This is a genomic window from Actinomycetota bacterium, from assembly GCA_013152275.1.
In the GTDB taxonomy this organism is placed as follows: domain Bacteria; phylum Actinomycetota; class Acidimicrobiia; order Spongiisociales; family UBA4744; genus BMS3Bbin01.
The window spans coordinates 12721-31534 of the sequence record JAADGS010000046.1 but is presented as its reverse complement, the minus strand read 5'-3'; the positions used below and the strand labels follow the sequence as shown (position 1 = coordinate 31534).

Sequence of the window (18814 nt, the reverse complement as noted above, 5' to 3'; positions counted from 1 at the left end):
CCGCCTCAGAAGCCGAGCGCTTTGGCCAACAGGCGGCGCTGGTGGCGAACCCCACCGAACATGAGCGACGTTGATTTGGCCCTCTTCAGGTACAAGTGAACATCGTGCTCCCACGTGAAGCCCGTTCCACCGAGGATCTGGATGGTCTCTCCCGCCGCACCGACATAGGCATCCGAGCAGACCGCTTTCGCCATCGGCGACGCGATCCTCGTTTCGGCTTCATCGTCCGCGTTGCGTGCCGCCCAGTGTGCGGCCGACTTGCCGTGCTCCACCGCCACCAGCATGTCGGCGCACTTGTGTTTGATCGCTTGAAACGACCCGATCGCCCGACCGAACTGGAAACGGGTCTTCGCATACTCGACGGCCGTTTCCAGACACCACTGCGCTCCCCCCACCTGCTCGACGGCGAGCGCAACGTTGGCGAGCAACAGAATCCGCTCGATCACCGGCCCTGCCGAGCCTTCCCTTCCGAGAAGGCCTTGTGCCACGACTTGATCGAAGGACACGTCGGTCTCACGGCGCGTCGCGTCGAGTGTCGGCACGATGCTCACACGTAAGCCCGCCGCGTCACCAGGAACGAGAAACAGGCTGACGCCACTCTCGGTCCGGGCGGCGACGATGAGCGTGTCGGCGACGTTCCCGTACGCCACATATCGCTTGAGCCCGTCGAGCACCCAGCCCTCCTTGGTGGCCGTCGCCCGCATCGCGACGTCGCTCGGATCGGCACCGTGCGGTCCATCGAACAGCGCCATCGTCATGATGCGCTCTCCCGCGGCGATGTCCGGCAGGAACTCCTGCTTCTGCTGTTCGGAACCGGCGATCAGGATCGCATTCGCCGCCATCACGACGGTCGAAAGGAACGGTCCCGGAAACAGAGCCCTGCCAAGTTCCTCGACGACGATGCTCAGTTCGGTGAACCCGAATCCGATGCCACCATATTCTTCGGGGATGGCAAGGCCATGCCATCCGAGCTCTGCGCCTGCCTTCCACAGTTCGCTGTCGTAGCCATCTGGCTTCTCCATCAGGTCGCGCACGACCATCGAATCCGCACGGTCCTCGAGGAACCGACGAGTCGTCTCCCTGAGCATCTGCTGCTCTTGCGTGAGTGCGAAGGTGATCTCAGCCACGGCGAACGTCCTTCCAGGGTATGTCCTTGTCGACTCGCGGCTCGCCCGGAAGGCCGAGCACCCTCTCTCCGAGGATGTTGCGCAGGATCTCCGACGTCCCCCCTTCGATCGAATTGGCGCGGGCACGCAGGAACTGTTTCTGCCGCGCCTTCGGGTCTCCGATCGACGTGGGTCGAACCTTCTGGTAGCCACCGGGGAACAAGGTGCCGTCCCAGCCCATCATGTCCAGCGTGAACGCGGTGATCGCCTTGTTGAGATCGGCCCACGCGAGCTTGCCGGTCGAACCCTCCGGACCGGGAACACCGACCTTTCTCATCTCAGCCGCACGAATCGTCGTCAGACGCATCGCCTCCGTCTCGGCCCACAGCCTCGCCAACTCGTCACGCAATACCGGATCGTCGAGTCCGTACTCTTGCCACGTCTCGACGGCGATTCCGATCGCACCCGATTCCCTGGGGAGGATCTTGCCACCGATCGCCACCCGCTCGTTCATGAGTGTCGTCATCGCGACGCGCCAGCCTGCGCCGACCGCGTCGATGCGCTGATCGTCGGGGATCCGAACGTCGCCGAAGAACACCTCGTTGAACTCGGCCTCACCGGTGATCTGATACAACGGGCGCACATCGACACCTTCAGCCTTCATGTCGACAATGAAGTACGTGATACCGCGATGCTTCGGCGCATCCGGATCGGTACGCACCGGAAGCATTCCCCACTTGGCGACATGGGCGAGCGTTGTCCAGATCTTCTCGCCGTTGACGATCCATTCGTCCCCGTCCCGATAGGCCTTCGTCGACAGGCCCGCGAGGTCTGAACCGGCACCCGGTTCGCTGAAGAGCTGACACCAGATCTCGTCGGTTGTGAACATGGGGCGCAGCCAGCGGCGCTGCTGCTCCTCCGTGCCGTGTGCCGAGAGAACACCGGCGCCCATACCGATGCCGAGGAGATTCAGCTCACGATTCCCGACGGGCGCGCCGGCCGCCTCGAGGCGATCCTGCACGACAGATTGGTATTTGGGTTTGACACCCAGACCGCCGAATCCCTCCTTGAAGTGGACCCACGCCAGGCCCAGGTCATACTGCCTCCCCCAGAACTCCTTGGGATCCGTGTCCGGGCCGAAGCCGGACAAGAGTTTCTCGATGCGCTCGTCGACGAGCGCCCCTTCATCTGCCATGGCGACTCCTTCTGATCGGTCACACGATATCAGGCAAGGCAGATCCGGCCCCTTCTGCAACAGGACGTGCCATGCTCCGCTGAACGGATCTACGCTTGTGCGGAATCGAAGGGAGTCGGGAATGAAGACCAGAATCACGGATCTGTTCGGAGTCGAGCACCCGATCATTCAGGGTGGCCTCATGTGGATCGCCGCCGCGGAACTCACCTCCGCAGTCGCCAACGCAGGAGCCATGGGTTTCATGACTGCCCTCAGCCACGAAACACCGGATGGTCTTCGCAACGAGATCCGCAAGTGCAGGGACATGACCGACAAGCCGTTCGGGATCAACCTCACGTTCCTGCCGTCGCTGCGTCAGCCCGACTACCCCGCCTACCTCCGGGTGTGCGCTGAAGAGGGAATCGAGTTCATCGAGACGGCCGGCCGCAACCCGGAACCATATATGCCCCACCTGAAGGCCGCCGGCATAAAGGTGATCCACAAATGCACCTCGGTTCGTCACGCGCTCAAAGCCCAGGCGATCGGCTGCGATGCGGTATCGATCGACGGTTTCGAATGCGCAGGCCATCCAGGTGAGGACGATGTCACATCGCTGGTCCTGCTCCCGGTGACGGTCGACGCTCTCGACATCCCCATCGTGGCCTCGGGAGGTTTCGGCGACGGCCGGGGGCTCGTCGCAGCGCTGGCCCTGGGTGCCGACGGGATGAACATGGGGACGCGCTTCGTCGCGACCAAGGAAGCTCCGGTCCACGACGCGGTGAAGCAGGCGATCCTCGACCACAACGAGACCGACACGACCCTGATCATGCGAACGCTTCGCAACACCGAGCGCGTCCTCCGCAACAAGACGGCGGAGAAAGTGATCGAGATCGAATCGACCGGTCATGCAACGATCCAGGACATCATCCCTTACGTGTCTGGTCGCAGGGGCCTTGAAGAGGTCATCCGGAACGGCAACGTCGATGAGGGGACGATGGCCGTCGGCCAGATCATCGGCTTGATCCATGACATCCCGACCGTGGGAGAACTCATCGATCGCATCATGACCGAGGCCTCTCAGGTCATCTCGGACCGACTCGCCAACCTCGTGTAACGCTGAACCCTGGGCTCAGGGGGGTCGCCACGACCCCTACGAGCCCTGGGTTCAGAGAGTCAGTGTTCTGCCAGCTCCCGAAACTCGTCGGGCACGGAATCTGATTCGTCGAGGATCACCGATGCGTAACCGACGGACGCTCTCCCGAACCGGCCACGCACACTGTCGACGGCGCGGTCCAGTGCCCAACGTTCCGAGCCTTCCTCGGTACCCGGATGCAACTGCCCGTCACCCACGTCGAGAGGCAACTCGAGCTGCAGCGCCACCTCGTGGACGAGCTGCGAGACCGAGATCGCGAGCAACGAGATCTCTCTTTCGGAAGGATGGTCGGTAAGGGCCCCGCGAACGAGTTTCTCGGCGGTTTCCGCGAGGATCGCCGTGACGGCCACGGCGGCCGGCAGTGTGACCGAGCGGGTAACCGCCTTCAGGTTCGCAAATCGAACCTTCACCGTGACCGTGCGACCTGCTCGCTGCTTGGCACGAAGGCGAGTCGCCACTCGGTCTGCGAGCTGTCGCAATGTGCGGTCAATCAACTCGTCTGATACGTCTCTGCGCCCGAGTGCCGCCTGGGCACCCACGGAGGCGGCTTTCTGATGCCTCTCGATCTCCCTGGGGTCTCGGTTCCAGGCGAGCGAGCCCAGTTTGGCGCTCGCGGCCTTTCCCAACAGATAGTCGAGGGATTTCCCCGGGACGGCCGCAAGCTCGGCGATCGTGCGGATGCCCTGTTCGGCGAGACGCGCCCTGGTGACCGGCCCGATTCCCCACATCAGCTCAACGGGAAGTGCGTGAAGAAACACGAGTTCGCGCTCGGGATCGACGAGCACGAGTCCGTCCGGCTTTGCCACCTGCGAAGCGATCTTGGCGAGATGCTTGGTCCGAGCAATACCCACCGAAACCGGAAGACCGATCTCCTCGCGAACACGCGTCCGGATTGCAGCCGCAATCTCCCTTGGTGTGCCGAAGAGGTGCGTCGACCCGGCCACATCCATGAAGGCCTCATCGATCGAGATCCGTTCGATCAGGGGCGTGAAATCCCGATAGACGTCGATCACGGCGTCACCCAGCCGCTGATACTCCTTGAAACGGCCCTCGACGAACGTGAGCTGCGGGCAGAGTTCGCGGGCGCGGCGGCCAGGCATGCCTCCACGGACGCCAAACGCCTTCGCCTCATAGGAAGCCGCAACAACCACTCCGCCGCCGACGGCGATCGGTCTGCCTCGCAGCGTCGGATCCAAAAGCTGTTCGACCGAGGCATAGAAGGCGTCGAGATCGGCATGCAGGATGGTGGCCGCGTCAACCATATCTGCATCATAAACGAACATGTGTTCGGCAACGCTTTAGCGCCAACGCCGGGCCGATCCTCGCAGCGACGCCGGGGGCCCACGCCGCAACCGGAGCCGGTGATGTGTCCGCCGACTCGATTAGTGATGGCATCTGCGACAATGTGGTTGACAACGACGGCGGCCGTATCGGCGACCGTTTCGTGGATGCCGACGACGGTATCCGTGACAATGCGGGTCCCCAACAAGGACTGGGTGATCGAATGGGTAACCGCGGCCATTGATCCAAGGGCGAAGAGACCTGCAGGGGGCGCCTCGCAGGAGGCGCCTCGTATGTCGCTCCGTGAAGTGTAAGGAGGCGATGAGATGAACGAACACGGCGATCTCAACGATTCCAAGAGATGGTGGAAGATCGGTCTGATCGTGGCCGTTGCTTTCACGCTCCTACTGAGCGCGTGCTCGGCTCAGACAACTCCCCAGAAGTCGACCACGACAGAGCCGACGACAACGGTGACCGAAGTCGGCACTGCCCCCACTGCCGGCACCGTCTACGTTGATGACGCCGGAGTCACATCGGTTGGTGCCGAGGAGCTGAAGGCCCACCTCTCGAGAATGCCTACCTCGACACTGACTTCGCAACAGATCGACGACCTCCTATGGACACGGGAAGAAGAGAAGCTCGGCCACGACGTGTACACGGCACTGTACGACAAATGGCAACTCCCGATCTTCGCCAACATCGCGGCAGCGGAACAGACACACACCGATGCGATCGCACAACTGCTGGAGAGGTACAGCCTCGACGACCCCGCCGCCGGCGAGCCGACAGGACTGTTCACCAATGCGGATCTGCAGAAGGCGTACGACAAGTTCCTGGCCGAGGGCAGTCAATCCGTAGTCGCCGCCCTCACCGTCGGCGCGACCGTCGAAGAGATGGATATCTTCGACCTGCAGCAGCGAGCGACCGATGTCCCTGACGTCGCTCTCGTCTACGCGGTCGCGCAGATGGCGTCTCGCAACCACCTGCGGCTGTTCGTCGCGGAGCTCGCCCAGCGCGGTGTGACGTACACACCCACCTACATCTCTCGGGACGAGTACAACGACATCATCTCCTCACCGATTGAGCGGGATTTCCCAGGCTGATACCTGCCGACCATGCCAATTCGTTTGGTCGCCGGGTGATCCATATGTCGACGCCCGGCGATTGGACGACTCTGGTCGATCCTTCCAGGCGGCAACCGGGCAAGAGACAGGGAGCGCCGTCGTGCATCGTGAGTCGGACGGGGTCCGCTCAGTCACCATACCTGGGGGGTGCGTACGTCGAAGTGCCGGCAGGCCGCCCGGCACGCGTGACACGCTTCGGTTCCCGCTGCCGGGGATGCCCGAGGAGGGGGATACCCGAGGATCGCCCGACACCGGGCCCGACCAACACCACTTCGGGACCGCCGAGGATCGAATCGACGGCCGGGGCAACGGTAGCGAGCAGCGCCAAGCCCACGACTTCGACAAGTGCGACCGCTCGAGACCGGACCTGTCCTCATGGACGATGTCGACAGATCGTGAGCAGACGTCGCCGACCAGGTCCGGCCACAGTCCTCTCTCGGTCGCGTCGTGCCGAACGGTCACGGTGCGACACCAGAAACGTGGGCGGGGCTGGAGAACGATTCAGTCTCCGTCGAGATTGATGATCGGACGATTCCGTCGTTGCGGTCGACGTTTGAGGATCAGGTGCTCGGCGCCGAGGGCCAGTGCCAAGAGGCCGAACAGCGCAAGCAGCCCGACCGGATCATGAGTCGTCGATCTTATGACGAGAACCACGAGAGACCCGAGGCAACCGACGGCACCTGCCGCCGCCAGTCCCCGTCTGACGCCGGCTTTGTGTCCAACACGAAACGCGGCGGCGTTCACGACGGTGAAGACAATGAGAAAGATGGCACTCGCCAAAGCGGAGATGCTGGTCAGCGGCAGGGCAATGGCAATCGCGAGTCCGGCGCCGGCCGTGATGTGCAACCCGATCGGCTCGTTCCATCTGAGATGTTCGAACCGGTCCGGAAGTTCGCCTACGGTCGCGATCGTGTAGCTGAGGCGTGCCGCCCCATAGAGGGTGGCGTTGATGGCGGACAGGGTCGCGAGCATGGCGGCGACGGCGACGAGCCTGAATCCGATCGATCCCAGTGTGGCGGATGCGGCCTGCGCGAGAGCGAAGTCGGCCGTTCTGGCGATCTGTGCGGGCGTCAGGGACCCCACCACTACTGCCGACACCAAAACGTAGAGGACGATGACAATCCCGACGGACAGACCAAACGCTCGCGGCAACGTCCGGCGGGGATCCCGAACATCGGCCGACGCATTGGCGATCAACTCGAATCCTTCATAGGCAACGAAGATCAGCATTCCCGCCGCCACCACTGCCATCAATGACGGCCAGGAGCCGGGGGCGAGCTTCGTGGGAGAGACAGCCGGAATGCCGGCCGCGATCACGACACCCAAGATGATCAACTTGATCATGACGATCGCGCCCTCCGTCTTGGCAACGAGCCCCGCGTTCGTCAGATTGACCAGCCACGGCAAAAGAATCCCCGTGAAGATCAGCATCCGGAGCAGAACGGCGGAAGGGTCCGTGCCGCCCGGGAACAGGGTTGCCGAATAGTGCCCAAAGGCCGACGCATACAGAGCGGTGGTCGCCACGTACCCGGCCCACAACACGACATTCAGGCTTCCCGTGAGTTCGTTGATACCGAAGATCCGGTCGACGAAGGCGACGGTGCCCCCTGCACTCTGAAAAGCTACGGAGAGCTTGCTGTAGCTGATCGCGGTCAGAACGCTGACCAGCCCGCCGACCAAGAACGCCACCGGTGTGGCACCGCCCGCATCGGTTGCCGCGACACCGAGCACGGCGAAGATCCCGCCGCCGACCATCCCTCCGATCCCGATTGCCACGGCACCAACGAGCCCAATCGAACGCCTGCCACCGTCCCTGGATCTCGCTTGGTCGCCGTCATCGGTCTGCATCATCGAGGACCTTACCGACCTTCTGCGTAACAAGGCCTGTCAATCGGAGCCTGCGCCGGACATCGGACCGGTCTCTCCGAGCCGGGAGCAGATGCCGGCCCAGGGACGACAGGGCTATGCCGTGTCTTCGCCGAAGTCTCTGCCCCGACCCGTCGAACCAAGCATCCTCGCTCCTCCGATGCGCATCCGACGGGGCTCAACGAGATCGGGACGGCTCAATGTTCGGGTGCTGGTGACGCCGGAAGGGTGAGTTCGAAAATGGTTCGTCCGTTATCTCGCCGGTAGGTCAGGTCTCCCCCCATGAGTCGGGCGAGTGTTCGCGAGAGGCTGAGGCCGATTCCGAGCGCGTTCGTGTGCCCAGGAGCGTCGTGCCCACTCCAGTACAGATCGAAGATCTTCGCGGCGTCATCGTTGGGGACCCCATTGCCGTGGTCGATCACCCGTAGGGTGACCTGATCGTCACTGGAGGCGGTTTCGATTTGGATGTCTCCCGATCCGTGCCGTATGGCGTTGTTGATCAGGTTGCGGATGATCTGACGCGTGCGGCCCCTGTCCGCCCACGCCCATGCGTCCACCGCAGGTATGTGGACATGCCGGTCTTCCGTATCGCAGGTAGGCAACGCGGCGTTGAGTTCATCGCCCAAACTGATCATCGTCGGCGCAGTTGCCAGGGTTCTGACATCCGTTCTTGCCGAGGTGAGGAGGTCTTCGACGATGCCGCCCATCTGTCGGCTGGTCGACGCGATGAGATGAATCGCCTCGGCCGTTTCGGATTCGGAAAGTGACGACTGTCCTCCTTCGAGAAGATCGGCAAAGCCGACGACGGCAGCCAGCGGGGTGCGGAGTTCGTGTGACACGGACGCCATGAGACGCCCCTTGATGTCGGCGAGTTCCTCGGCGCGCCGTGTTGCTTCGACCAGACTCGTGACGTCGACGAACGCTGCGATCACCTGCGAGTAGTCGGGCGTTCCACCCTGATCCGGTGCCGTCCAGCGGATCTCGAGATCGATGACGCCCCTTCCGGGAATCTCGGCCGTAGCTCGGCGTTCGAAGGTCGCGATTCTGTTGGCGATGCTGCGCAACGTAACTGCTTCGGGGTCTGCGAACGCAGGGAGGGCGGAACGTTTCGACAGTGGCCCGAGATGCTCCGATCGCTTGAGACCGAACAGCTGCATGGCGGCGGGGTTCGCGTTCGTGATCTTGATGAGACCCAGCCCCTCCCTGATCTTTCCGGGGTGGGCGGCGAAGTAGCCGGCAAGGTCGCCTGGAGCAACGCCGAGCTCGTCCAGCCACGCGACAACATCGGTGAAGTCCTCCACCTGCAACGCGATCGGTGCCGATTCGAACAGGGCACGAAAACGTCGTTCCGAGTCGGCAACGGCCGAACGCGCCGCGGCCTCTGCCGTGATGTCCTCGACCATGCCTTCCACCTCATCAGTCTCCGCGAGGTACCGTGCCGACACTCGCGCGAGGATGGGGCGCCCTTTTGCACTGATCAGTTCTGTCTCGAAACCACGGATCACGCCTTCTCTGCGAAGTCGATCCTGAAACCGTTCGCGGTGACCCGGTGACGGCCAGAGCCGAACCAGATCCAAAGAGAGCGCCTCTTGCTTCGAAGCGATATCGAACATGTCGAGGTATCCGTCGTTCACTTCGATGAGTCGCCCGTTGGCGGTCCCGACCCAGACTCCGATCGGTGCCGTTTCGAACAGAGCGAGTCGTCGAGCCTCGCTGCGTTCGACTTCCTCGCGAGCCCGTACCGCATCGTTGATGTTCACCGCCACGCCGGAAGCTCCGATCACCCTGCCTTCGCCGTCGCGCAGCGGCGCATACGATGTGCTGAACACCGATGAGCCCATCCGCATAACCGATTCGGACGTCTCACCCCGAAGGGCTGCACGAGTCGGCTCCAACACACTCGCGTTTCCCGCATACAGCTCAAACACCGAACGACCGACCACCTCACCGGGGGCAACGCCCATCCCGGCGAGAGCTCCCCCCTCCGACAGGGTGAACACCCCGTCGGTGTCGATCGCCCACACCACGATCGGCGCACGATCCAAAGCGAAGCCCAGCAGCCCCTCTCGCGAGAACTCGCCATTTGGTTGACTGACACCGTGTCCTGTGGCAGCCCACTCCAATGGCTTACCAGATGATGTCGGCCGTGCCTCGTCCCACCCACCGAAGACGGCGGGTCTGCCAAGGTGGAATCCTTGACCGAACAGCACACCCTGTTCAACGAGTACCTTGGCTTCCGCCTCCGTTTCGATCGCTTCGGCCATCACCGGGACTCCGAGCGTCTCGGCGAGATCTACGATCGCTCTCGCGGCTGCCTGTTTGGTGGAGTCGGCGTCGATGCCGCTCACGACCGCCCGGTCCAGCTTGAGGATGTCAAATGGCAACAGCACCAGATCCGAGACAACCTCTGGCGCCATGGCAACATCGTCCAACGCCACCCGAACTCCCGCCCTGCGCACATCGGATATGGCCTCCACCAAACGGTCGAGCCCGGCTTCGTCACACGTCTCGACCACTTGCGCGCCCGCCACGAGATCCAACACGACACGCTCTGCCACCTCCGCAGGGATTGCCTCTCCGACCCGCCCCGACGCCAGGGCCGTCGCAGACACGTTCACAGTCAGGAACATCCCGGCCGGCAGCCGATCCAGATACGCGAGAGCCGCACGCAACGTCGCAATCTCGAGATCGACTCCGAGGCCCATCCCCTCGGCGGCGTCGAACACGAGCTGTGGAGATCCCGCGATCCCGAACCGGGCCAGTGCCTCCACACCAACCGGACTCCTCCCTCCATCCCGACGTTCTCGAAGATCGAAGATGGGCTGAAACACCATCGTCACCTTGGATCCTGCCACCACGGCGCGCGCCAGCTCGGCAAACTGACTCGATGAAGCCACACGCCCGCCAGGACTCTGGCCTAGGTTCACGTCCAAGTAACGCTCCATAGTATCTCTGGCTATTTATCGACTGATCGCCACAGACCTTGAGGAGTCCACGCCCCTCTGTCGACGGTTGCGGTGCCTGGAGGATCCGTCGCCGGCACCTCCCTGCAGGGGATCATCGCGTCGGTCTCACGTGTGTCCGTTGCTGTGACCGTGAGGAAGTGCACATCGACCGCCGGATGCATCGATGTGCCTGAGGCAGGCAACTCGAGGCCAACGACAACGACCTGTTGTGCGAAGTGGTGCGCCGTGTCACCAAGGGAGCCATGTCGACAACAGCCGAGATGGTGCACCACCTCCTTGACCGTGTCGTATCTCGGGAATGGATGAACCGCCGCAACGGAATCGGACTCGACGGCGGGACACACTTCGGCACGATCGACGCGTACATCTCGAAGTTTCGAGCGGGACCCAAGCTCCACCGTCACTCGGCTCGACCAACCGCCTGCCGGAGGCGTTCGCAACACAGGGTGAAGTGGAGCAGGGATCTCTCGGCACGCTCGGAGGGACTCGAACTCCAACCTCGTGATCCGTAGATCTCCAAACGCCGCGCGTGGGGGTCCGCAGCCACTTGCGCGCCCCGACGCGACAACGGGTGTGGATCCCGGCTGGTGGTGTGTGGGTCGGCCTCTGCGCTCGTGGCCTCGAGTCGATGAGAGGCAGTCCGTTGAAGGACTCTTCGAGCCGCTGCCCGAGGTTATCCGCCGTCCAGTCGAGGCGGCATGTCAGGGCGTCGTAGATGTCCTCGCCGGTCACAGCCGAAAGTCCGAAGATGCACCTATTCCCCCGGGATCCGGGACTCAACGCAATCAAGCCGGGCGGAGCGAGCAGGCCCAGGGGGCTTGACAGCATCTCGCGCTGGGTCATGGGATCAGAGGTTGAGCGTCCGACTCGCCCCGCGTCTACTCTCCCACGCGATGTCGACATGCGGTTTCATCGACTCCGGTACCGAACGGATCTACTTCGAGTGCTGGGGAGACGGCGACGAAGCGGTGATCCTGGGGCATGGCATGGGCGGGAGCCACGCGGTCTGGTATCAGCAAGTGGCCTTCCTGGCGCCGCGTTATCGGGTTGTCACATGGGATCAGCGTGGTTTCGGCCGGTCGACCCGTATCACTGGAGATATCGGGCCGGTTCCATCCGTGGGCGACATGGCGCGTTTACTCGATCATCTCGATATCGACCGGGCTCACATTGTCGGGCAGTCGATGGGTGGCTGGTCTGCACTCGGTTTCGCGATCGACCATCCGGACCGTACGATCTCACTGGTTCTGGCCGATACCACCGCCGGGATCTTCACGCCGCAGATCCGCCGGACGCTCGACGACTACGGACGGGAGATCGCCGCAGGGCCGCCGACCGACCGACTGGCCCTCGGCCTTCATCCGGCGATCGGGTCCCAACTACTCGACGAAGACCCGGCGCATTCGTTCCTCTACACGCAGTTGGGTAGCCTCACCGAGCCTCCGCCACCGATGGAGATCATCCCGCTGCTCATGACAACCGACCACACCGACCGGGCCGCGCAAGTGAAAGCTCGGACACTCTTCGTGGTCGGTGAGCGCGACCCGATATTCCCTCCGCCGCTGATCGAGTCTGCCGCCGGATTCATCGACGGAAGCGAGGTGGCAGTCGTGGAGAACACCGGCCACTCACCCTATTTCGAACGGCCCGCCCGCTGGAACGACATCGTCGCCGGCTTCCTGCGACAATCCTCTCTCTGACGAGGAGAGCAACGTGGCTGCCAAGGAAGTCGTTTCGGATCTCTATCAGCTGAGCAATGGAGGGATCAACGCGTTCCTCATCGACGAAGGCGACGACGGTCTCACACTCATCGATGCCGGGTTCCCCAAACATGCCGAGGCGCTCGAGAAAGACATCCGGTCGATCGGACGTGAGCCCTCCGACCTCACGAGCATTCTGCTCACCCACGCCCACCCCGATCACCTTGGGAGCGCCAAGCACCTGTCTGGTGGGACCACGCCCATCGGCCTGCACCCAGCAGACGGTGACATCGCCCGGGCCGGGATCATCCACCAGACGATGAAGGCAGGACCGGGTCTGCTCACCGGCATTCTGTTTCGGTTGCTCATCCCGAGGAAACCCGCCGAATTCCCGGCCTTCGATCCTGACGTCGCTCTCAACGACGGAGACTTGATCAACGTCGCAGGAGGCATCGAGGTCATCTACACGCCCGGTCACACCGCCGGCCACGTTTCGCTGCTGTGGAAGAGAGACCGCGGGCTTCTGATCACCGGAGATGCCGCTGCCAACTTGATGGGACTCAACTACATGCTCGGCTACAACGATCTCCCAACCGCCAGGGCCAGCCTTGCCAAGCTGGCCGATCGTGAATTCGAAGCCGCAGTATTCGGGCATGGCAAACCTCTGCTGTCCGGGGCGTCCGGCAAGTTCGCGGCCAAGTTTGGCTAGTTCGGAGACCGGACGCGAGTGCTCGCTGAGGATGGTGACTCATGGGACAGACAGACGATCGGCTGATAGAACTGGGATTGGAGCTGCCACCTGAGATCCAGGCACCGCCAGGCGTGGTACTTCCATTCAGTTTCGTGAACATCCGAGGCGACCGGGCGCTGATCTCGGGACATGGACCTCAGTCTCCGGAGGGCCCGCCGGCACCGCCATTCGGCCAGGTGGGCGGAAACGTCTCTCTTGACGAGGCCGTGGCGGCAGCCCGTCTCACGGCCCTGTCGATGCTCGGTTCGCTGCAGCGATCCCTTGGCAGCCTCGATCGAGTCACGGGCTGGCTGCGCGTGTTTGGCATGGTCAACTCGGCTCCGGGTTTCGATCGGCAGCCGACGGTCATCAACGGTTTTTCCAACGTGATTCTCGACGTGTTCGGAGCCGAGGTGGGACGACATGCCCGCTCTGCCGTGGGAATGGCGGCGTTGCCGTTTGGGATGCCGGTGGAGATCGAGGCCGAAGTCGGCATTCGATACCCGTAGGCCCACCAGAACTGGCGAAAGACGGTTTCGACCCGGCAACGCTCGCCGACAATCTGCTCGATCGGCTCAACGCCGGACGGATCCAGTCAGACCCAAGGCTCCGTCGGTCATGGACGTCACGACGGGAGTCGAGGCTCGCGGCCGACGATGTTTCGCACGGAATGGCCGGCGCGAATGGCTCCCGAACGTCAGACGGCCCGCTCATCCATCTCGGCCAAGACCTCTTGCGCTACAAGGGGGTCCGCGGCACGCTCGGAGGGACTCGAACTTCAACCTCGTGCTGCGACATTCCCAGATCGGCACTCACGGAAGCGACCGGCCTTCCGTCGCGTGTTCTCCCTCCCACTTCAGACTTCGATCATCTCGAGACCTGCCGGTGGTATGGACCGATCCAACCCCTTTGTGCGGAGGAGATGCCTGATGACCCCTCCATGGGTGACCAGGAGATGGCGGCCGTATTCGAGCTCGGCGATGAACTCGTCGACTCGCCGGGCGAATGCATCGACGGTCTCGCCTCCCGGAGCTTCGAAACCGTCGAATGATGCGAGCCCACGCCGCGTTTCCTCGTCCAGGTCCTCGAAGCGACGTCCCTCCAATCGTCCGAAATCGAACTCCCGCAACCGGGTGTCGATCCGTGGGTGGCCGGCTCCGACGAGCACTGCGGTTTCCACGCACCGGGCCAAGTCGGAAGACCACACCGACTCGGGCCGGATCTCGCCGATCCGCCCACGGACGGCCCGAGCCTGGCTGCGCCCGAGATCGTTGAGTGGCGGATCGGACCACCCGCACAGGCGATGGTCGGCAGTCCATTCCGTCGCCCCGTGCCGGAGTAACCAGATCGTCACGTTCCCGGCACTCATGGTGAATTGGCGCCCATATCCGCCGACACGGCGTCCAGGTCGACGGCCTTTCGCTGCCGCTCGACCCGAGGCATCAGGTACTCCACCAGGGAACAGCCGCCCTGACGCTGCCGACGAGCACGACGACGGCTGCCAGGGACACCACTTCGACGGCCTGTTCGATGGCACCGAGAATGTCGCCGGTGAACCCGCCGATCCGTGCGTGAGCCCACCACAAGACCCCTGCCGCGGCCAGGGCTCCCAGCAACACCACAGCCGGCCCGGGCCATCCGAGCAGGGCAACCACCACGAGCAGACCACCGACGCCTGCAACCGTGGCGTGGGAAGCACCCAGTCCGGCCCGGTAGCGAGCCCCCAGACCTTCGGCCGCCGCCGGTTTTCCAACGAACATGGCCACTCCCACCAGTGCCCGTCCCAGTGTGTGGGCGACCACAAGGGCCACCATTCCGGAACCGGCACCCAGTGATCCCACCAACGTCACCCTCATGCCCACCGTGAGCACCAGCGCCAGCACGCCGTACGAGCCGTGACGAGAGTCCTTGAGGATCTCCATCCGGTGCTCCGGCGATTGCCCGCCTGCGAGAGCATCACAGGTGTCGGCCAGGCCGTCCTCATGCAGCGCACCGGTGACGAGCACCCCCATCGCTATTGCGGCGACCGCTGCCGGAAGGGCCGGCATCACCAGCAAACCGGCAGCGTATGTCCCGCCCGCCAGTGCGCCGACCAGAATGCCGACGGCCGGAAACCACGCCACTCCGGCCGACGGGACACCATCGGATGGCCCTGGGACACGCACCGGAACCCGAGTGAGGAGCCCGATCGCCTGCCGCAGACCGATCATCGGCCGAGCCCGACCTCGGCGAAAGTGGCCACGTCGGTTACCACGACCGCAGCCAGTCGGACCAGCGGGAGAGCGGCCAGCGCACCAGACGCCTCCCCCAGCCTGAGCCCAAGATCGAGCAACGGCTTCTTGCCGAGCAGCTCGAGTAGCTTGCGGTGTCCCGGTTCGGACGACACGTGTCCGGCCAAGGTGTGATCGAGAGCGCCGGGGACCGCCTTCTCCAATGGGTACAAGGCAGCGGTCACGACGTAGCCGTCCAGCAACACCGGGATCGATCGGAGCCGGGCTTCAACGGCCGCGCCGGCCATGGCCACCAACTCGGTTCCCCCGACCTGGCGCAGCACCTCGAGGGGATCGGTCACGTCGGCAATCCGTCGTACCGCTTCGGAGACAACCGCTCGTTTGCCCTCGAGTGCCCGGCTGTTCACCCCGGTTCCCGAGCCGACCCAAAGACTTGGATCGCTTCCGGTGACCGCCGCGGCGATCGTGGCGGCTGCGGTCGTGTTGCCGATCCCCATCTCGCCAAGCACGAGCAAGTCTGTCTCGATCCGCGCGACCGCAGCACGGCCCGCCCCGAAGGCTTCCCCAAACCGTTCCTCCGACATCGCCGGCTCGACTCGCAGATTGCCGGTGGGTTTGCCGACTCCCACGTCGATCAATTCAACCGTCGCGTCGAGGGTGCCCGCCATCGCTGTCACCGTTGCCACCCCGGAGCGCATCGCATGGCACATTGCCCCGGTGACCTCGGCGGGATAGGCGCTCACCCCATCGACGCACACCCCGTGGTCGCCGGCGAAGAGCAGCACTGCGGGGCTCTTCACCGCGGGGCGGCTCGAGCGTTGCCAACCCGCCAGCCAGACGGCAATGTCGTCCAGTCGGGCGAGGGCACCCTTCGGGCGAAGGATGTCGGCGACCCGGGCCGCCACCGCCGCGGCCGCATCAGAGTCCGGCTGTGGCGCTTCGGCCAGCAGACCAGTGAGGGTTGCGCTGTTCATTTCGTCTCGTGCTCCTGTTCGGATCGTCTACTCGTCCCACTTCAACGGCATCAGCAGGGGAAGGACTCGGCCTGCCACTACCAGACCGGCCCGGTCTGCGGCGTCGACCCACGTTCGATTGACCCGGCCGGCGAGATCCCGAAAGCTCCTCCCGAGTGGAGTCACCGGGACCACGCCCATCCCCACTTCGTTTGACACAACGATCGTCTCTCCCGGCCGGGTTCCCGCCCGTTGGGCAGTCTCCGCTGCGCCGGCGAGAATCGTCGGTTCGCTCCAACCGATTCCCAACACGTTGGACAACCACAACGTCACACAGTCGATGATGACGGTGTCTTCACCATCGATCCTCTCGAGCGTGCCGGAAAGGTCGACCGGCTCTTCGATGACCACCCAGTCGGTGGGCCGTTCACGGCGGTGCCGTTCGATTCTGGCTGCCATCTCGTCGTCTCCGGCCGTCGCGGTGGCCAGGAAGACGACCGGGCGACCGGTCGCCCGGGCCAGGCGCTGCGCCATGCCGCTCTTCCCCGAACGGGCACCACCAAGGATCACGGTGAGGCTCATCAGTATTCGATACCTTTCTTGGCGCGAATGCCATGGTCGTGGGCATGTTTCACCTTGCACATCTCGGTGACGGTGTCCGCGATGTCGATGATCTCGGAGGGAACATCCCGTCCCGTGATGATGACGTTCACCTTGCCGGGGCGTTGGCGAATCGTCTCCACCGCTTCCTCCACGGGGATCCAACCCCAGTTGAGCGGGTAGGTGATCTCGTCGAGGATCACCAGTTCGTGGTTTCCCTCCTCGATGAGCGCCCGGGCCTTCTCCCACCCGGCGCGGGCGAGGGCGGCGCTGCGGTCCAGGTCCTGGGACCGCCAGGTGAAGCCATCGCCAAGGGTGTACCAGTCGACGCCGAGCCTCTCGCCTATCTTCGCTTCACCGGTCGGACGGTCAGCCGACTTGATGAACTGAACTACGGCGACGTTCCACCCCCGGGCAACTCCGCGGATCATGACACCCATGGCAGCCGAGGTCTTGCCTTTCCCGTGGCCTGTGTTGACCAGGACTCGGGATGCAGAACGGTGAAGGGGCTTGCCGGACGAGGGAGAGGTCATCGCGCCACTCCGAGAATCTCATCGATGCGCGTCATGTCGAGTGACCGTTCGAAATGATCCGCCACGATGTCGATTTCCTCTTCCAGTGACCCCTCCGGGGCTACGCCCAAGAGTCCCTGCAACACGTCCGACGATTCGAAGACACCGTGCACGTACAGTCCGAGGACATTGCCGGAGGCATATCCGAGCCCGCGGGGCAGTACCTCGACCACCGACCCGACCGCAACAGACCTCCCTTGCCTGATCTCATATCCCGTGAAGCTGCGATCGGACAGCTTCTCCCAAGGTTCCGGACAGGTGCCAAAGACGCCGCTCTCGGCGGTGAGGATCTTGTCGTGCTCGAAGATCGTCTCGATTTCGAGGAGTCCCAGGCCGTCTGCTTCGCCGTCGATGCCATTCGGGTCGCGAAGCCTTTGCCCCAGCATCTGCAACCCGCCACAGATCCCCACGATCTGTGTCCCTTTGTCTGCTTCGGCCGCCAGCGCCTGTTCGAATCCGCGCCGGCGGAACCATTCGAGGTCGGAGGTGACATGCTTGGAACCGGGCAGGATGATGAGATCGGAACCTTCGAGATCGTGCGGATCTTCCGCCCAGATGACATCGGTCAAGCCGGCCATCGTCGAGAACTCGTCGAAGTTCGAGATGGTGGGCCAACGAACAATCGTCACACGGTGTCGGCGTCCTGTCGCTTTCCGCCCGATGAGCGAAGCGTTGTCTTCGTCGGGAAGTCCGTGGGCGATCCAAGGTACGACGCCCAGCACCGGGACTCCCGTCATCTCCTCGATTCGTTCGGGGGCGGGTGCCAGGAGCGAGGCATCTCCCCGGAACCGATTGAGGATGAACCCGACGATCCTCTCCCTCTGCGGTTCCGGAAGCAACAGCCACGTCCCATACAGGTGCGCGAATGCACCACCTCGATCGATGTCGACCACCAGCAGTACTGCGGCGTCCGCCTCCTCCGCTGATCGCATGTTGGCGATATCGCTCTCCCACAGATTGAATTCGGCCGGGCTTCCGGCACCTTCCATCAGAACGAGTGCGTACTCCTCGAGCAGGGAGTGAAGTGCCTGCCGGGCTGCGGGCCACACCCGAGGCGATCGGTCGCGCCACGGCAAGTTGGAGACTTCGAAATCCACCTGTCCATCGACGACCACCTGGCTTCCCTCTCGTTCGGGTTTGACCAGAATCGGGTTCATGCGGACGTCCGGAGGAACCCCCGCGGCGATCGCTTGGAGCCATTGGGCAACACCGATCTCACCGCCGGCGACCACCCGGGCGTTGTTCGACATGTTCTGCGCCTTGAATGGTGCGACGGAGAAGCCCCGGCGCCGGTAGATGCGGGCGAGCGCCGTCACCAGGAGGCTCTTGCCCGCCGAACTGGTGCATCCCTGGACCAT

At 63.7% G+C, this 18814-nt stretch carries 16 protein-coding genes; 5 read left to right on the top strand and 11 right to left on the bottom strand.

Annotated features, from left to right (window positions below):
• Positions 1-5 precede the first annotated feature (5 nt).
• Both GXP34_08615 and GXP34_08610 read right to left on the bottom strand, forming a co-directional pair.
• A complete protein-coding gene (locus tag GXP34_08615; protein ID NOY56036.1) occupies positions 6-1088 on the bottom strand; it encodes an acyl-CoA/acyl-ACP dehydrogenase in 1083 nt (360 codons plus the stop codon).
• A gap of 31 nt (positions 1089-1119) precedes the next feature.
• Positions 1120-2301: an acyl-CoA dehydrogenase gene (locus GXP34_08610; protein NOY56035.1), complete on the bottom strand. Its 1182-nt coding sequence runs from the start codon at positions 2299-2301 to the stop codon at positions 1120-1122.
• A 121-nt stretch (positions 2302-2422) separates the two neighbouring features.
• On the opposite strand from GXP34_08610, the gene GXP34_08605 reads away from it, so the two are divergent.
• Positions 2423-3394 carry a nitronate monooxygenase gene (locus tag GXP34_08605; protein NOY56034.1) on the top strand — a complete coding sequence of 324 codons (972 nt, stop codon included), beginning with the start codon at positions 2423-2425 and terminating at the stop codon, positions 3392-3394.
• Between the two features lie 59 nt (positions 3395-3453).
• On the opposite strand, the gene dinB is transcribed toward GXP34_08605, so the two are convergent.
• Positions 3454-4695 (bottom strand): DNA polymerase IV, encoded by a 1242-nt coding sequence (gene dinB, locus GXP34_08600; protein NOY56033.1) that lies wholly within the window; start codon positions 4693-4695, stop codon positions 3454-3456.
• 345 nt (positions 4696-5040) lie between these two features.
• Here dinB and GXP34_08595 point away from each other — a divergent pair, with 345 nt between their 5' ends.
• The gene (locus GXP34_08595; GenBank protein ID NOY56032.1) at positions 5041-5817 is read left to right on the top strand and encodes a DUF2202 domain-containing protein; all 777 of its coding nucleotides are present in this window, start codon (positions 5041-5043) and stop codon (positions 5815-5817) included.
• 522 nt (positions 5818-6339) lie between these two features.
• Here GXP34_08595 and GXP34_08590 read toward each other — a convergent pair.
• Together GXP34_08590 and GXP34_08585 are read right to left on the bottom strand one after the other, a co-directional pair.
• Positions 6340-7686: an amino acid permease gene (locus tag GXP34_08590; GenBank protein ID NOY56031.1), complete on the bottom strand. Its 1347-nt coding sequence runs from the start codon at positions 7684-7686 to the stop codon at positions 6340-6342.
• A 215-nt stretch (positions 7687-7901) separates the two neighbouring features.
• Positions 7902-10637: an EAL domain-containing protein gene (locus GXP34_08585; protein ID NOY56030.1), complete on the bottom strand. Its 2736-nt coding sequence runs from the start codon at positions 10635-10637 to the stop codon at positions 7902-7904.
• Positions 10638-11563: 926 nt separating this feature from the next.
• Here GXP34_08585 and GXP34_08580 point away from each other — a divergent pair.
• From GXP34_08580 to GXP34_08570, 3 genes are read left to right on the top strand one after another with little or no spacing between them, the layout of a single operon-like run.
• On the top strand, positions 11564-12370 hold the full coding sequence (locus GXP34_08580; protein ID NOY56029.1) for an alpha/beta hydrolase: 807 nt from the start codon (positions 11564-11566) through the stop codon (positions 12368-12370).
• Between the two features lie 13 nt (positions 12371-12383).
• Positions 12384-13079, top strand: a complete 696-nt coding sequence (locus tag GXP34_08575) for an MBL fold metallo-hydrolase (protein ID NOY56028.1) — start codon at positions 12384-12386, stop codon at positions 13077-13079.
• 41 nt (positions 13080-13120) lie between these two features.
• Complete coding sequence (locus GXP34_08570) at positions 13121-13609, top strand: RidA family protein (protein NOY56027.1); 489 nt, start codon at positions 13121-13123, stop codon at positions 13607-13609.
• A gap of 347 nt (positions 13610-13956) precedes the next feature.
• Here GXP34_08570 and GXP34_08565 read toward each other — a convergent pair whose 3' ends face one another.
• The 6 genes from GXP34_08565 to GXP34_08540 form a co-directional block, all read right to left on the bottom strand.
• Positions 13957-14469: a histidine phosphatase family protein gene (locus GXP34_08565; GenBank protein NOY56026.1), complete on the bottom strand. Its 513-nt coding sequence runs from the start codon at positions 14467-14469 to the stop codon at positions 13957-13959.
• Positions 14470-14542: 73 nt separating this feature from the next.
• Positions 14543-15310 (bottom strand): adenosylcobinamide-GDP ribazoletransferase, encoded by a 768-nt coding sequence (locus tag GXP34_08560; protein ID NOY56025.1) that lies wholly within the window; start codon positions 15308-15310, stop codon positions 14543-14545.
• Positions 15307-16305, bottom strand: a complete 999-nt coding sequence (gene cobT, locus GXP34_08555; protein ID NOY56024.1) for a nicotinate-nucleotide--dimethylbenzimidazole phosphoribosyltransferase — start codon at positions 16303-16305, stop codon at positions 15307-15309. The genes GXP34_08560 and cobT overlap by 4 nt, the downstream gene beginning before the upstream one ends.
• A 27-nt stretch (positions 16306-16332) precedes the next feature.
• Complete coding sequence (cobU, locus tag GXP34_08550; GenBank protein ID NOY56023.1) at positions 16333-16866, bottom strand: bifunctional adenosylcobinamide kinase/adenosylcobinamide-phosphate guanylyltransferase; 534 nt, start codon at positions 16864-16866, stop codon at positions 16333-16335.
• Positions 16866-17417 carry a cob(I)yrinic acid a,c-diamide adenosyltransferase gene (gene cobO, locus GXP34_08545; protein ID NOY56022.1) on the bottom strand — a complete coding sequence of 184 codons (552 nt, stop codon included), beginning with the start codon at positions 17415-17417 and terminating at the stop codon, positions 16866-16868. The genes cobU and cobO overlap by 1 nt, the downstream gene beginning before the upstream one ends.
• The gene (locus tag GXP34_08540) at positions 17414-18814 is read right to left on the bottom strand and encodes a cobyric acid synthase (GenBank protein ID NOY56021.1); all 1401 of its coding nucleotides are present in this window, start codon (positions 18812-18814) and stop codon (positions 17414-17416) included. Before GXP34_08540 ends, cobO begins: the two co-directional genes overlap by 4 nt.

Coding starts and splice junctions, on each gene's coding strand:
- GXP34_08615 (NOY56036.1), bottom strand. CDS start 1,088: ATGCTCAGGGAGACGACTCGTCGGTTCCTCGAGGACCGTGCGGATTCG.
- GXP34_08610 (NOY56035.1), bottom strand. CDS start 2,301: ATGGCAGATGAAGGGGCGCTCGTCGACGAGCGCATCGAGAAACTCTTG.
- GXP34_08605 (NOY56034.1), top strand. CDS start 2,423: ATGAAGACCAGAATCACGGATCTGTTCGGAGTCGAGCACCCGATCATT.
- dinB (NOY56033.1), bottom strand. CDS start 4,695: ATGGTTGACGCGGCCACCATCCTGCATGCCGATCTCGACGCCTTCTAT.
- GXP34_08595 (NOY56032.1), top strand. CDS start 5,041: ATGAACGAACACGGCGATCTCAACGATTCCAAGAGATGGTGGAAGATC.
- GXP34_08590 (NOY56031.1), bottom strand. CDS start 7,686: ATGCAGACCGATGACGGCGACCAAGCGAGATCCAGGGACGGTGGCAGG.
- GXP34_08580 (NOY56029.1), top strand. CDS start 11,564: ATGTCGACATGCGGTTTCATCGACTCCGGTACCGAACGGATCTACTTC.
- GXP34_08570 (NOY56027.1), top strand. CDS start 13,121: ATGGGACAGACAGACGATCGGCTGATAGAACTGGGATTGGAGCTGCCA.
- GXP34_08565 (NOY56026.1), bottom strand. CDS start 14,469: ATGAGTGCCGGGAACGTGACGATCTGGTTACTCCGGCACGGGGCGACG.
- GXP34_08560 (NOY56025.1), bottom strand. CDS start 15,310: ATGATCGGTCTGCGGCAGGCGATCGGGCTCCTCACTCGGGTTCCGGTG.
- cobT (NOY56024.1), bottom strand. CDS start 16,305: ATGAACAGCGCAACCCTCACTGGTCTGCTGGCCGAAGCGCCACAGCCG.
- cobU (NOY56023.1), bottom strand. CDS start 16,866: ATGAGCCTCACCGTGATCCTTGGTGGTGCCCGTTCGGGGAAGAGCGGC.
- cobO (NOY56022.1), bottom strand. CDS start 17,417: ATGACCTCTCCCTCGTCCGGCAAGCCCCTTCACCGTTCTGCATCCCGA.
- GXP34_08540 (NOY56021.1), bottom strand. CDS start 18,814: ATGGTCCAGGGATGCACCAGTTCGGCGGGCAAGAGCCTCCTGGTGACG.